Here is a 14,422-nt window from a genome sequence, read left to right as displayed (position 1 = left end):
ATTGTTCAAGTGTTTATAAAGAAACCCAACAAATTTGTTTCGACATTCGACTAATTTTTTTTCGACATCTTGGCGCAAAACAGGCGACATCTGATCTTTTAAGTTTGAAGACATTCGCTACTCTCCAACCTGGTTTCATAAAGTAAAATTTCAGCAATCGCTTGCTTGCAATTGCTCGCAGGTTGCATACCAATCAAAATTTGGTGTCAAATCCAAAACGGTTGCGAAAATTGCGCACACTAGACCTTGCCAAACACTTTCTTCAACCGGACGTACCAATTTGATGGCCCCAACCAGACGTCCACCAATTTAAATGAACGCAAGCATATCTAACGGCGTCCAAGATATTTAACATTGACATGAATCAACATGGGAAACTGATTTACAACTATGTTTCAAGTCAAAAGACCACCGCCGCCGAAATGTTCACCCAGCAGATATTGAGCTATAACCGCGCGTTCCGGTGTTAAGTTTTATCAAAATGGATTGGATAGTAAGTGCCAACATCTACCAACGGGACACGTCAATTACCGCCAGAGGTTGATCTGCTTGTCCTATCGTTCTTCGGGCATTTCGCATGGGAAATCCTTCAGGCGCCACTTTTTTCGAGTTTTGATCAAACTAGCCATTTCGCAGGCATCGCCATTTGTCTGCAAGCCACATTAGGTGACCTTGTAATTGCGCTGGCTGCTTTTTGGGGCGCAGCACTTGTGGCAAAAAGCCGATATTGGGCCTTGCGAACCTCAATAATCACCTTGTTGGTATTTTTTGGCATTGGTTTATTGGCAACCATTGGGCTTGAATATATTCAAGCTGAAATGAATGGCCGGTGGACTTATGCCCAAGCCATGCCGGTCTTACCAATTTTGGGCACAGGACTATCCCCCATTCTTCAATGGCTGTTTGTTCCAGCGTTTGTGCTTTGGTATATGCGGCGTTTGGCTGCGCCTCTTCAATAGTTACGCCCAAATCTTTTAGCTGACCGGTTGGGTGTCGTAGAAAGTTGCGCTATTTCTGTAATGAATTCGCCCGCCGCGCGTCAATAATGTAAGGTCGCAACTGAGCAGTATAAATCTTGATGGCCTAAACCATAGCGCAAGGGGTGAACCACAAATGCAAGCGTCAGATATCATGACCGTTACCGTCATAACAGCCAAACCAGACACAACTGTCAAAATGGCCGCAGAACTCATGACCCAGCACAGGATCAGCGCCATGCCTGTGCTCGACAGCAACGATGTCCTGGTTGGCATCGTCAGCGAAGGTGATCTTATGCGGCGGGTGGAAGGTGCAAGCGGGCAACCTAGATCATGGTGGCTTGCCCTGTTTTCTGGAGCGCCATCCAGCGCCAAAGATTTCATTCATGAACGCGGCCAATACGTCAAAGACATCATGACAACACACGTGACTTCTGTCGCACCTGATATGCAAGTGGGAGAAATTGCGCGATTGCTGGAGAAAAAGCGCATAAAGCGAGTTCCTGTTGTCCAAGATGGCAAGCTTGTTGGCATTGTCAGCCGCGCTAATCTTTTACAAGCGCTTGCTGCCCATCCCATTGTCCACATTCAGTCCAGCGCCGATGCAAACGCGAAGCGCGACATCATTCTTGAAGCGCTCGATCAGGTCCCTGGTATCAATCCAGTGCATCTCAACGTCGTTGTTGCTGAAAACGGGGTCGACATTTGGGGAATTGTTGATTCCTATGACGAGGAATCTGCTGTAAAAGTAGCCCTAGAAAACATTGAAGGCTTGGGCGAAGTTTCAATTCATTTGGGGCGCGTACCAAGTTACGCATGGGGCATCTAAAGCAGGACGACTAGGGTCTGGACTCAATAATTGGCGGCTGCGCAGTGCAACCGCCAATATTTTGATCATCTAATGTGATGTACTGTGAATTCCATCCTGAAAAAGTTCAAAATCAACCCACGACATATTGTGTTGCCTGACCAGCTACTACAAACCAAGTGATCAACAGAGCATTCACGAATGCACCGGGTAAGTAGCTCGCCGTCCTACGATATAAAAACGTGCTGATAATTGATGCAGCCAATAAGAGTGGGACAAATTGGAACATCACGATTGTGTTCAGCGGCTCTGTTGGTGTTAGCAAAGTACCAGTGGAGAACAACTTACCATATTGCAGGAGCAAGAACGCTAGAAAGCCGCCCATCAATGCCAATGCATTCAGACCATATGTCGTCCAAACATTTTGCCCAGCAACTGATAGGCCACCATGCAACGCACGAAGCGCCAACACAAAATATACCGTAAATGGCACGAGGTAGACCAATGCAATAGGGAAGCGCTCCGCGGTCAAAAGCTTAACGCCTACAAACCAGAAACGGAAATCAACCTTAAGGAAGAAGTCAGCCAACACGGCCGCCATATAGGCGACAAAAATAGTGGACACCGCCAAAACAATTGATCGAACGATGTTGATTGAAAAATCAACCTTATCCGTACGAACAACAAGTCCAAGAAGTGCTGCGATTGTGCCGTTAATCACTGCCCAAAAGGCAACTTGTGATGTTATTGTTTGTGGCAATAACGCCGAAGCGGGGAACAAAGTTCCAGCAAGATTGAACAATGGATAGTAGTTCAAGACAGGGAAAATGGCGCTAAACAGGAACAACCCCCACCATTTCGACCCACGCGTTGCGTGGGCTGAACTGACTGGTGTTGAGTTCAAGTCCCGCAACCACGGCGCGGTCAACAGGACTTGTGATGCGCCAAGAATGAGAACCACGAACCCAACTAAACCCGCCAAAGTGCCAAATTCTTTGTAGAACCAAACCTGGTTGGATGCCGGCAAATCTAGGGCACCATCTAGTGTTTGTGCAAACCAATCGATTGAGTAGCCAATTGCTGCGCGGGAAATGTGATCCCCAGGGTGAGTGACGGGAGGTTGCCATAAGACGCGGGCCGTGCCTGCTTCAATGTCTCCATAAAGGCGCCCTTCTTCCACAGGTGTTTCACTGCTAAAGAACGACATCAGTTTTGGGCTTTGTTCAACGTCGTCCGCCTTGTCAACGCCCCACATAAGTGAAGAAAACTCATCATAGGCGGAAAATACAACGGATACGTTGCGTGGCCATTCTGCTGTTCCCTCCGCAGCAAATGGAGCGCCAACACTAGATCCTTCAAGCACGATAGACTTATAGTCATCCGGGTATGTTGCTGCTGCAGCCAATATAGCCCAGCCTCCCATCGAATGGCCTTCCATGCCAATATTGTCGACATCCACAATATCCAAGCTTCGCAAATATTGCAGTGCGGCTGGTCCGCCAAAGCCGGCGGAAAATGCTGCACCTTCAGAATAGCCATGGCCCGCTTGATCGACTGAGAGTACTACATAACCGCGTCGCGCATATTCAATTGCGAAACCAGACTGGACCTCGCGGGTATTGATATAGCCATGTACCGCAAGAATGGCGGGGGCTTTGTCCTCGGGTGTTACTCCCGGCGGCACATATAGCAATCCACTTTGCAGGTTTCCACCAGCTCCGACAAAGCGGACGTCTTTAATCGCAATTCCGCCTGTCGTTTGCACCATGTTTGCAGCAATTGATCCGACCAACATGATTGCAAGGCCGATCAGAAATAACTTCCAGTTCTTAATAGTCATATCAGTTTCCTCCAAGTAGATTTCGGCGGGAGAGAACGGTGCTCATCCCGCCAAGCTAGTTAGTTCACGCCGTAGTTTTCTGCGTCGAGGCGATCGTAGATCTCGGTGCGGGCCAATGTGGCCAAAGTGTCGATATCTGTCCGGTCAATGTCTTTTAGTAGGGCGTCCCATCGATCGATAACCGCTTTAAATTCCGTCAAAACCTGATCTGGATTCTCAACACCTCTTTTGGTTGCATTGGCGATCAAATTTATTTCATCAGCGACTACAAAATCGCTTAGCGCCTGTTGCAAAGCGGCGTCAGGCTCAAATATGGACATCCCTGCGTCTGTTGCCGATGCAACGGCGACCGCAACGTCTGAATCGAATGCCACACGGCTGGCTGCTAGTTCATACGCCATTTCGTCGAACAGAACGCGACGCTGAACAGCAGTTAGATTTTGCCAAAATCCCTTATTGTAACCCCATTCAAAACCCGCATAATAGTTACCTATTTCAAGAGTATTCATTGAAGAAACGACATCTTTCAGGCTGAAACTGTCCAGTGCATCAGCAGCGGCCACCGCACAATCAAGCGATCCTGTATCCAAGCCAGTGTACATTTCACTGGAAGGGATCGACACTGGTACTGCGCCAATATATTCTGCGAAACGCGTCCAGGCACCGCCGGCCATCCGGAGCCGTTTTCCGGCAACATCTGCGAGGGTTTCAACTGGCGTATTGCACATCATAAAGTACTGAGAAGTCGAATATCCGCCGCCAAATACAACACCATTATCTGACCATTCAGCCAAAGCAGCAGCGTTTGTCAGGCCAAATTCTGTAGATGCAAAGGCCATGACCATTGGATCGGTGTTGTAGAATGCCATGTTGCCAATCAGATTGGCAATCGGCAGTTCTGCGGGCGTATAGGTACCAGCATGGTAGCTGACCTGAGCCACACCATCACGTAGACCCTGCAAAGACGCAGCAGGTGGCAAAAGTGATCCAGCCGAAAACACGCGAAATGTAACCTCGCCGTTAGTGCGTTCGGCTACACGTTGGGCCCAATCAACATAAGGTCCGCGCACCATTGAATGGCGCTCAGAAAAGAAGTGATTTGCGTTATATTCTGCGCCAATCGCTGGGACCGCTAGCGTCAGCCCCAAAACAGCGGCACAAAGTGGTTTCGTTAGTTTCATCATAGTCTCCTCCGGTATGTATTTAGTTAGCCGACCATTAGGGACGGCAAGAACATGCTCAAAATTGGAAATGCAATCAGCAGGGTTAGTGTCAGGACGTCCATCGCAATGAACCATGTGGTGCCAGAAATGATGTCACCTAGTTTTACCCGTCCGGCCAACGCACTATGTAAGACATAAAGATTCAGGCCGACAGGCGGAGTGACCAGACCGATTTCCAACAATTTGATGGTAATGATGCCAAACCAAATCAGATTGACATCTGCTGCCTCAAGAACCGGCAATAGCACGGGCAGAGTCAGCAACATTAGACCAATCGAGTCGATCACCATTCCAAGAATGATAAACAGCACCGCAATCATCACAATGATTACGATTTGATTGTCAGAGACAGCAAGCATGGCGTCCGCAAGTTCACGGGGCACACCTGACAAACCCATAAATCGCGTGAACATAATCGCCCCAATCGACAAAAAGAAGATTGAAGATGTGGCGATGAGCGTCTGTTGTATTGCGTTGCCAAGCGCACGAAGCGTTAGGCTGCGGCGGAAAGCGGCAATTGTGAGGGCGAGAAAAGCGCCAACTGCACCTGCTTCAGTTGGCGTAAAGTAACCGCCAAAGATTCCGCCCAAAACACCGAAAATCAAAACTGGGAAGGGCCACACCGACAATAAAAGTCGCCAAAACTTGAACCAATCAAACTGGCTCTCAACAGCAGGCGCCAAAGATGGGTTCACCGCACAGCGCCAAGTGATCATTACAATGTAAACAAGCGCCGACAGCACCCCAGGGATAAGGCCTGCGATAAACAATTGCCCAATAGATTGCTCTGTAAATATGCCGTAGAGAACCATAAGTATTGATGGTGGAATAAGGGAACCAAGGGTACCAGACGCAGCCACAACACCGGTCGCAAGCGAAGGGTGATACTTGGCACGCAGCATCTCCGGTACCGCAATCTTTGACATTGCAGCGGTGGTTGCAATGCTCGATCCAGATGCCGCAGCAAACAATCCACAAGCTGCAACGCTTGCAGACGCCAACCCGCCAGGAACTCGCGCAAGCAGCAACCGTAGCAAATCAAAGGCACCAGCGGTTAGGCCGGTACTCGCGGCGACAAAGCCCATTAGCAAGAACATTGGGATAGCTGTTAGCGACCAGTCGCCGATAAAGCTGAAGGGCAATGCACTGATGATTCCGAACGCTGCGGTGACATTCGTCATCAGCGTGATACCGATGATCGAAACAATCATTAAAGCCACACCGATTGGTGTGCGGATCGCCAACAACAAGAACAGACCCACAATGCCAGACCATCCTATCGCAAGCGCACTCATTCGGATGCCTCATTGGAGCTGAGGTTGATCACTTCTTTGCCTTGGAGCAGCATAATCGCGCGCAAGCCTGCAGCGATAGCGGCAAGAGAAAAACCTAAGGGCAACATGCACCGAGCTGGCCAGACAATGATCTCGCGGCTGCCCATAACGACCTCACCTACTCGAAATGCGCGTACCGCATCTTGCCCCGTGCGCCACGCGATAACGGACAGCACTCCAGCGGTCAGAGTGAGGGTAAACAAAAGGCAAATTGAGCGGATTGCTGCAGGGAAATGGTTGAACAATAAATCGACACTAATTTGATCGTCTTCAAGTTCAACAAATGCCATTGGTAACATGACAACAGCTACCATGTAATAGTAAGATGAAACCTCGACCGTGCCCTGAATTGGCGCATTGAAAACAGCTTTCAAAAACACATCCAGCGTTATGTTTAACATCATCAAAAGCAGGCCAACACCTCCAATGAACATCAAAATGCGCGTCAATTGCCTAAATGCAAATTCCATTAGCTCCCCCAAATTCAAACCGCAAAAGATGCAGCTTTCTTCTCCCATTCCTTTTTTTCTCGTTAACGGTCCACAGACAAGTATCATTGCTTGATCAGTTGATCGCGTTTCGCTATCACTGCTTTTGAAAGAAGTTTAATGACAAACAATAAACCGTCCCGACTGGGCATTAGGCATCTACGATACGCGCTTGCAGTTGCGGACGCCGGTGGTTTTCGGTCGGCTGCCGATATGCTCAACATTGCTCAACCTGCTATCTCCAAGACTGTGCGCGATACAGAAGAAGATCTGGGGTTTCCAATTTTCATCAGGGGAGCAAAATCAGTAGACATTTCGCCAAACGGGCAACGGTTTTTAGATGATGCGCGCCAAGCCGTAGCACAGTTCGAACGTACCATTCGAGGGTCGCGGCGCAATGCGATCGGAGATCGTGGACATATCATTGTTGGGTATTCAGCGCTAGCAACATCAAATCATTTGTCTGAGGGGCTTGAGACATTTCAGGCGCTTTACCCTGGTGTGCAAGTTGAAATGCATGTGATGTCGACGGATACTATGATGCTCAAATTAAAGAACGGAACAATCGACCTTGCATTTTTGATGGTGCATAAATCTGTGCGGGATCCAGAGATCGCACAACGTGTCATTTGGTCGTCTCCCATTGGTTTGGTCCTACCTCAAGATGCCCCCGATGTTTCATTCGAGACCTTGCATAATGCTCCGTTTATTCTTGGCGTTCGCGAAAACTGGCGTTCTTATCGCGCGCTCCTTGATCGTTCGTTCGACACGATTGGTTTTACCCCCAACGTTGTGGATGAGGCGTGGGACATTCAAGTTATTTTCCAACGCGTGACAAATGGGCGAGGTTACACACTTTACCCGATGAGCGCAGAAGCTACGTTGCCGCGGTCGCTGCGGGTCATGCCTTTGCCACAGCTCAATGCAGAAATAGAGATTGCGATGGCGTGGAGTTCTGTTGCCGACACATCGCTGTTGCGAATGTTCAGAGCTCAGTACCCCGCAAAAGAAACTGGGATTGCTTGATCACCGTTCGTGATCGCACGATCACGCAACTATATTTGTCATTGAAGTCCTGACATTCGATCTAATGCCGTACGAAACACGGTATCGGATCAAATAATGACATGAATAGTGATAACCCCGCGCCATTTTTCCTAAAAGGCTCAACCACAGGCGTTTTGCTGCTTCACGGATTTACAAGCACCCCTCAGAGTGTGCGTTATGTCGGCCATCGACTGCATGAATTGGCTGGGGTTACGGTTATGGCGCCGTTGCTTGCCGGGCACGGGGCAACACCAGAAGCTTTTGCCCAAACTGGCTTCCGCGACTGGATTGAGTCAGCTGAGGCTGCGCTCAAACTTCTCAGACAATACTGTAGCTCGGTGTGCATTGCCGGCGTTTCTCTGGGCGGAACAATAGCATTGAATCTTTCGATTCGATGTGAAGGTTTGGTGGACAAAGTTGCGACAATTAATGGATCAACAGGACTGTATTCACCTGAACAAATGATGGTGTTTTTTGAAGGAAGCCCAGACGCCTATCATCCCGGTATTGGTTCTGACATCAAAAATCCTGATCGACGGGAAATTTGTTATGATCGAATTCCATTTGCAACGTTAAAAGAACGCTATATTTTGGCAACCGCCACAGGACAGATGTTGCCAATGCTGACGAAGCCAATCCTCATAATGCAGTCGCGAACCGATCATGTGGTAAGTCCGAAAAACGGTAAAAGGATCGAGCAATCCGTCGCTTCGAGAACTGTTCGGTACCGTTGGCTAGAAGATTCTTTTCACGTTGCGACGCTGGACAATGACCGAGATTCAGTCGCCCAAGAACTGGCGGAGTTCATCACAACTCACCCTTCATAAGCAGGGTGTTGAGCATTGTGTCCGTCGTCAAATAAAATTGGGATTTAGAGCGGTTTGATTATTGGAGGCAAGAAGGCGTTGGCGTTCAATTGCGCGCCCTCTCAAACACTGGATCATTTGACTGGTTGCCCACCAATATCAATTGGACCAGACACCTTGAACAGTTCGCTTTTTCTCACCTTGGCAAACGCTATTCATATCTTGAGGCCGTTGGGGCTGGCCTTGGCTTTCCTGTGCACAACGATGAGTTTATCTGCTCTGAATATGCGGCGGAACTGTTCCGGCGCGCTGACCGCTTGCATGGCCTAAAAATGAAGTCACCAACACCCACCGATCTTGTTCAATATTGGTTGGATCAGGGTGTGCCGATGACGACAATCAAATCAATCAAATGACGGATGGCCGATCCAACAGTTGCGCTAACAATTGATGGATCAGCTTCGGGGTTCACTCGCAAAAACGATCCCCAAAAGACGTGAATAAACTTAACGCCTCATCCGCCTGCTTGCACAAGCTGGGCGAATATGGCTGAGAGAAACCAACAAATAATGAACGAGACCAACACTTCAATCGCCATCAATCCAGTTGCCCCATATCTTGGCGGTAAACGCCTACTCGCCAAAACAATCGTGCCGATAATCGAAGCGGTACCGCACAAGAACTATGTCGAGCCATTTGTTGGCATGGGCGGCGTATTTTTCCGCCGCACAAAGCGCACCAAATGCGAAGTGATCAACGACATTTCCAAAGACATCGCCAACCTATTTCGCATCCTTCAGCGCCACTATCCCCAATTTTTGGACACGCTAAAATACCAACTTTCAAGCCGTGCTGAATTCGAACGATTGAAAGCAACCGACCCAACAACGCTAACAGATTTAGAACGCGCCGCGCGCTTCATCTATCTGCAAAAAACAGCGTTTGGCGGCAAGAGTGTAAGCCAATCATTTGGCGTCAAACTAGACACAAGTCGCTTCAATTTGCACAAGTTGGCTGGTCAGCTAGAAGACGTTCACGACCGCCTGTCTCACGTAACAATTGAGTGTTTGCCCTTCGACAAATGCATCACGCGCTATGATCGAGACGAGACACTTTTCTATCTCGACCCGCCATATTGGAATTGTGAAAACGACTATGGAAAAGGGTTGTTTTCCAAACCAGACTTTGAGCGACTTGCCCAACAACTTGGCACCATCAATGGTAGGTTTTTGATGTCGATAAACGATGCACCTGAAATCCGTTTTATCTTCGAGCGTTTCAGCATCAAACCAGTCAAAACGCGATACACGGCTGGCACCCAATCTGGCAAAGAAGTTGGTGAACTGTTGATATCAAACTTTGAAGTGATAAAGCGGGCTGGCAGATGACATCGTCAGTTTTTCGGCCTTTGACACACTATATATGGATGATGGTATGGTTGACTTTAGTGCAAAAAAGAATCATGCGCTTTCGAAAAAAGCGTTAACCGATTGGACAGAAAATTGTCTTGGCCAACACCACTAAACTCAAAAAATCGCATACGGACGGCTGGGAAGCGCATTGCGAAGGCGCAAAGAGAAAATGGTGATTTGTTTTGGCACTTCAATGTTTCTAGGGCCGAATATGAAGTCGCTGAAAATTGGCGAAACTCGCATGGCGCAGTATTGAATACTGCCCAAGCATGGTTGCGAAGGCTTGAAAAAGATCAAAGACCGGTAGTTGGGCAACGTCTTAAACGGTTTAATACCATAGTGGACAAATTGTCGACAGGGCGGTCACGAGACCTATCAACAATGCATGATATAGCAGGCGTTCGTCTAATTTTCAGAAACGAACAAGAGCTTTGGCAATTTCGCGGAAAGATGGACGCGTCAAGGGCCAAACATAAACGCACTCACGACCTTGCTCGCTTCGACTATATAGCAAACCCAAAAAACACGGGGTACCGGGGCGTTCACGATGTTTTTGAAAGGCAAGTTGGTGCCGCTGACAAGTCATCTGCTTGGAATGGCATGAAGTTTGAAGTGCAGCTCCGCACAACCGTTCAGCACGCTTGGGCAACTGCTGTAGAAGTATATGACAGTGTTCAACAAGCTCGTTTCAAGTTTGAAGACTCTAAGAACGATGCATACCGGCAATTTTTGCTAATTAGTGAGATGTTCGCTCGGGTCCACGAAGGAAAAAATTCATGCCTGCCCAATCTTGCGGACAAAGAGCTCACGCAGCAATGCGCCGCGCTTGAACAAAAAACCGGAATGATCGCCATGTTCAGGAGTTTGAGTATTGCGCAGACTTATGACGCACTAAAACAGAACAGCATATTGCAACGACGCAAAGATGGCACACTTTATGTTTGGCCGTTCCGCAATCTCAGTCGGGCAATCCAAGCTATTTCTGACATCGAAGCACGTGATGAAACAGCGAATGCGGTGCTTGTAGCAGCTAAGACCCCTCTGCACATCCGTGAGGCTTTTCGAAACTACTTCGATGACACCTCAGATTTTCTCAATTTGTATGATGATGCGATGAACCAAATCCATTCGTTTAGTAATGACGATTACACAATGGCAGACATATAAACTCCAAAACTCGGATCCAAATGATCTTTTTCACCGATAGAAATCTTGTTTTGGTTTCCAGAAGGTAGTTCAAAAGTTTCCAGAAGATCGCGCGCCGCCACAAATGGCCACAGACAGCGTTAGAAAACTTGTTTTGGTTTCCCAAAGGTAGTTCAAAAGTTTCCCAAAGATCGCGCGCCGCCACAAATCCACGCGCAAAAACGCAAAGACTCACTCACGCCTAACCAACTACAACATAAGGAAAATTTTGGTAGCGGGAGAGGGACTTGAACCCCCGACACGCGGATTATGATGCGGGCTAGATATTTCGACGAATTGCCATGAACCATCTCAATTTGCCCCAACAGCCTTTTCAGTTGAATGTCTTAGCAGAAATCAATTGGCTTCAATTTGTCCGGCATGTCTCGTTTAACCCCACCATTTGCAAAACCCACTTGGCACCCAAAACCAATACAATTTAGAAGATCGCACCTTACAGAGCGCATTCTTTATCTTAGTCGTATTGAGAATTGAAGATGGAGCCACGCAATGCAACACGCCGAGAAAACAAATGTGGAAAAGGTGCTCATCACTCGCAAAGAGCTTAAGCAAATGGGAGTCCACGTCAGCAACAGCACACTATTGCGCTGGGAAGAAGCTGACAATTTCCCAAGACGGATCAGGTTGTCGAACACAAGTATAGCTTGGGAATTGGTTGAGATTAGAAATTGGATCACAAAAAAGGGTGAGGCAAGGTTTCATCCTATGGAAACGGGTTGAAACCAAGCAAACCACAGCTTCACATCAATGGAATGAAAGTTCCTGTGTGGCGTTCAAATACTCCGGGACCGCTTCCCTCTGGAATGTCAAAATCGAAATCGGGCACTTGGGGTAGTTTCACTCCCTGGTTCTGACACACCTCTCGCAATGTCGAGCTGTCCATATTCCAATTGTTTTCAAAGTTCTCAATCGCATCTAACAATCGATCAGCGTCACGTGTTGCATGAACACTTGTGCCAGCAGCAGACATTCCGCCTAACGTCATGACTGCCTTGCCATCAATCATCATTGCTGAGTTTACACCAACATTACGAAGCTGCTTTCGCTCCTCCTCAGACGGTTCCGGAGAAAGCCCAACTACCCCTTTCATCTCATGCACAGTTTCAGCCCCACCCAGCTCCTTAAACATTATTTCGACAAGGCGCTCATTGTGCCAATTTCCGTGGGACATGATATCAATTAGGTAAGCATTTTGCGGCTTAACTACCAAAAACAGCAGATCATTTGTTCGTTCCACAAAACCGTCTGACGTTATTTGTGTAGATAGATGAAGGTGGTGTATCCCCCAGTCAAGTAAAAGCAAGTCAAGATCACGCCTGCGGTTTAGTTTTTTGTCATGTCTGGGAAGCGAAGCAACGTTACTAATTCCCTTGCTTAGATGGCTGTTTAAGTTCTTGCCAGCTTCCAGCCCTTTGACAATTTCATTTACCACTATGCGATGCCTAGAAGATTGAAGGCTCGCATGCAAAGTCGCAGAAATATGAACATTGCGAACTACAGGTGCAATGAGTCTGCTAGACCAGTTATGGTAAACGACCAGCAGTGCATGTGCATCAAGACTTTTTAGATGTGCATCTAACACTGCATCAGCATGGTCATATGGCAGATTGCGCAGCACCCATTGCCGAACCTTTTCTTTCAATGAGTTTTCCAAGTGATTTCCTCAAATATGTACAAAGTACGAAAAATCTGCGCCAACACGCCCCAAACCATACCCTGACACACGGATGTCTTGTGTCTTAATTTGGTTGGCATGAAAAAGAAGCTAACCACAAAAACAATTGATGCGCTAGCGCCAGCTGTGGGCAAACGATATGAAGTTCGTGATGAGCTTTTGACTGGGTTTATGGTCAGGGTGTCGAGCGTTGGCAAAAAGGTGTTTTACCTCAACACGCGCATCGATGGTCGATCACGTCGCATTAAGTTGGGTGATTATCCTATGATGTCGCTCGCAGAAGCGCGTCAGACGGCCCAAAGCATTTTGCGTGACATATCCCTCGGCACGTTCGAAAACAGCGCTACTGGCTCAACTGGGCGCTCCGTGCCAGTACTTAAGGACGTGATCGACCAGTTCATTGAGCGATATGCGAAGCCACGCAATAAAGGCTGGAAAGAAACGCAGTCGATTTTAACCAAGTTTGCACCTTTATATTCGCGCCCGATTGATCAAATTCACCGTCGTGATGTGCATGAAGTTTTGGATCGCATTGTCGCCAATGGAACGGCCACACGCGCCAATCGAGCTTTGGCTGCAATCAAGAAGTTGATGAACTGGGCTATTGATCGTGGCTATATAGATGTTTCACCCATCGCCAGTATGAAACCACCCACCAAGGAAGTGCCACGCGAACGTGTCTTAGCACATGAAGAGATCTGTGCGTGCTGGCATGGTGCGATTAAAGAAGGCTACCCCTTCACCCAATTCACGCAACTGCTCATTTTATTGGGCCAACGCCGTGGTGAAGTGGCTGGCATGCGTTGGTCTGAACTAGACCTAGAAAAGGGATTATGGACCCTACCCTCATCCCGAGCAAAAAACGGCACTGCCCATTTCGTGCCATTGCCCAAGCTCGCACTTGATATTTTGAACTCAATTCCACGCTTTTTAACCAGCGATTATGTGTTCACGACAACAGGCACCTCACCCATTTCTGGCTTTGGTCGCTTAAAACGTCGCCTTGATGTTCATGTGGGTCTTGATGCACCTGATTGGCGCTTTCACGATCTTCGACGCACGATGGCCACAGGCATGGCTGAATTGCGTGTTCAGCCCCATATAATTGAAGCAATACTCAATCACAAATCAGGTATCGTCTCCGGCGTCGCAGCCGTCTATAATCGCCATCTATACTTAGATGAAAAACTTGAAGCGTTAGAATTATGGGCAAGCAAAATCGAGACGGTGACTAATGACGTCTCATCAATCCAACCCGCGAAGACCAACGACAGGCCAACTTCGAGAGCTGTTCAGCCGTTCGCATTCAATCAACCCGTATGAGCTGTATATAGGTGCCCAAGTTGAAAGAATTGGCTCTTACATTCAAATCACAACAGCGCGTGAGCTTGTTGATCTTAGGCGACAGCTTAGAGACGCTGCCGCATCTTGCATACGTTATCGCGACGAACATGCTCGTGGCAAACCACCTTCGGCACGTGAAGACTGGCTAGATCGCAGCCTGTTAATCCCAACAAAGAAGCTTCGTCACTCAATCGAAACTCTTTCAGACCCCAAAGCTGGATATTGGCAGGACTTACAGCATACCCGTCCCAAAGCTGAAAGC

15 protein-coding genes are annotated in these 14,422 nt (G+C 48.0%); 9 read left to right on the top strand and 6 right to left on the bottom strand.

The genetic code is table 11. The features are described 5' to 3' along the window. Positions 1-497: 497 nt before the first annotated feature. Complete coding sequence (locus ACJAZW_RS13300) at positions 498-959, top strand: hypothetical protein (RefSeq protein ID WP_415158893.1); 462 nt, start codon at positions 498-500, stop codon at positions 957-959. A 154-nt stretch (positions 960-1,113) separates the two neighbouring features. After that, positions 1,114-1,806: a CBS domain-containing protein gene (locus tag ACJAZW_RS13295; RefSeq protein WP_415158891.1), complete on the top strand. Its 693-nt coding sequence runs from the start codon at positions 1,114-1,116 to the stop codon at positions 1,804-1,806. Positions 1,807-1,918: 112 nt separating this feature from the next. Here the strand turns inward: ACJAZW_RS13295 and ACJAZW_RS13290 are convergent, their stop codons facing one another. The 4 genes from ACJAZW_RS13290 to ACJAZW_RS13275 are packed head-to-tail and all read right to left on the bottom strand — an operon-like array spanning position 1,919 to position 6,652. Further along, entirely contained in the window at positions 1,919-3,625 is a 1,707-nt protein-coding gene (locus ACJAZW_RS13290) for an alpha/beta hydrolase family protein (RefSeq protein ID WP_415158889.1), read from the bottom strand. A gap of 59 nt (positions 3,626-3,684) precedes the next feature. Then, positions 3,685-4,809: a C4-dicarboxylate TRAP transporter substrate-binding protein gene (locus tag ACJAZW_RS13285; protein WP_415158887.1), complete on the bottom strand. Its 1,125-nt coding sequence runs from the start codon at positions 4,807-4,809 to the stop codon at positions 3,685-3,687. Between the two features lie 23 nt (positions 4,810-4,832). Then, positions 4,833-6,143: a TRAP transporter large permease gene (locus ACJAZW_RS13280; RefSeq protein WP_415158885.1), complete on the bottom strand. Its 1,311-nt coding sequence runs from the start codon at positions 6,141-6,143 to the stop codon at positions 4,833-4,835. Beyond that, positions 6,140-6,652, bottom strand: a complete 513-nt coding sequence (locus tag ACJAZW_RS13275; RefSeq protein WP_415158883.1) for a TRAP transporter small permease — start codon at positions 6,650-6,652, stop codon at positions 6,140-6,142. The genes ACJAZW_RS13280 and ACJAZW_RS13275 overlap by 4 nt, the downstream gene beginning before the upstream one ends. Positions 6,653-6,790: 138 nt before the next feature. Between ACJAZW_RS13275 and ACJAZW_RS13270 the strand changes: the two genes are divergently transcribed. The 6 genes from ACJAZW_RS13270 (at position 6,791) to ACJAZW_RS13245 (ending at position 11,861) form a co-directional block, all read left to right on the top strand. Then, the gene (locus ACJAZW_RS13270) at positions 6,791-7,696 is read left to right on the top strand and encodes a LysR family transcriptional regulator (protein WP_415158881.1); all 906 of its coding nucleotides are present in this window, start codon (positions 6,791-6,793) and stop codon (positions 7,694-7,696) included. A 101-nt stretch (positions 7,697-7,797) separates the two neighbouring features. Further along, positions 7,798-8,544 carry an alpha/beta hydrolase gene (locus tag ACJAZW_RS13265; RefSeq protein ID WP_415158879.1) on the top strand — a complete coding sequence of 249 codons (747 nt, stop codon included), beginning with the start codon at positions 7,798-7,800 and terminating at the stop codon, positions 8,542-8,544. Between the two features lie 89 nt (positions 8,545-8,633). Next, positions 8,634-8,939, top strand: a complete 306-nt coding sequence (locus tag ACJAZW_RS13260; RefSeq protein WP_415158877.1) for a hypothetical protein — start codon at positions 8,634-8,636, stop codon at positions 8,937-8,939. 153 nt (positions 8,940-9,092) lie between these two features. Then, positions 9,093-9,911, top strand: a complete 819-nt coding sequence (locus tag ACJAZW_RS13255) for a DNA adenine methylase (protein ID WP_415158875.1) — start codon at positions 9,093-9,095, stop codon at positions 9,909-9,911. Positions 9,912-10,025: 114 nt separating this feature from the next. Continuing rightward, on the top strand, positions 10,026-11,102 hold the full coding sequence (locus ACJAZW_RS13250) for a RelA/SpoT domain-containing protein (protein ID WP_415158873.1): 1,077 nt from the start codon (positions 10,026-10,028) through the stop codon (positions 11,100-11,102). A gap of 528 nt (positions 11,103-11,630) precedes the next feature. Beyond that, positions 11,631-11,861: a helix-turn-helix transcriptional regulator gene (locus ACJAZW_RS13245; protein WP_415158871.1), complete on the top strand. Its 231-nt coding sequence runs from the start codon at positions 11,631-11,633 to the stop codon at positions 11,859-11,861. Positions 11,862-11,880: 19 nt separating this feature from the next. On the opposite strand, the gene ACJAZW_RS13240 is transcribed toward ACJAZW_RS13245, so the two are convergent. Then, positions 11,881-12,795, bottom strand: a complete 915-nt coding sequence (locus ACJAZW_RS13240) for a hypothetical protein (protein WP_415158869.1) — start codon at positions 12,793-12,795, stop codon at positions 11,881-11,883. Between the two features lie 99 nt (positions 12,796-12,894). Here ACJAZW_RS13240 and ACJAZW_RS13235 point away from each other — a divergent pair, with 99 nt between their 5' ends. Further along, entirely contained in the window at positions 12,895-14,139 is a 1,245-nt protein-coding gene (locus ACJAZW_RS13235; protein WP_415158867.1) for a tyrosine-type recombinase/integrase, read from the top strand. An 86-nt stretch (positions 14,140-14,225) separates the two neighbouring features. Here the strand turns inward: ACJAZW_RS13235 and ACJAZW_RS13230 are convergent. Continuing rightward, a partial coding sequence (locus ACJAZW_RS13230) for a hypothetical protein (protein ID WP_415158865.1) occupies positions 14,226-14,422 on the bottom strand: 197 nt, incomplete at its 5' end.

The sequence above is a fragment of the Maritalea sp. genome, from assembly GCF_047634455.1.
Taxonomy (GTDB): Bacteria; Pseudomonadota; Alphaproteobacteria; order Rhizobiales; family Devosiaceae; genus Maritalea.
The sequence above is the reverse complement of the archived record's forward strand: the minus strand, read 5'-3'. Positions and strand labels throughout refer to the sequence as shown.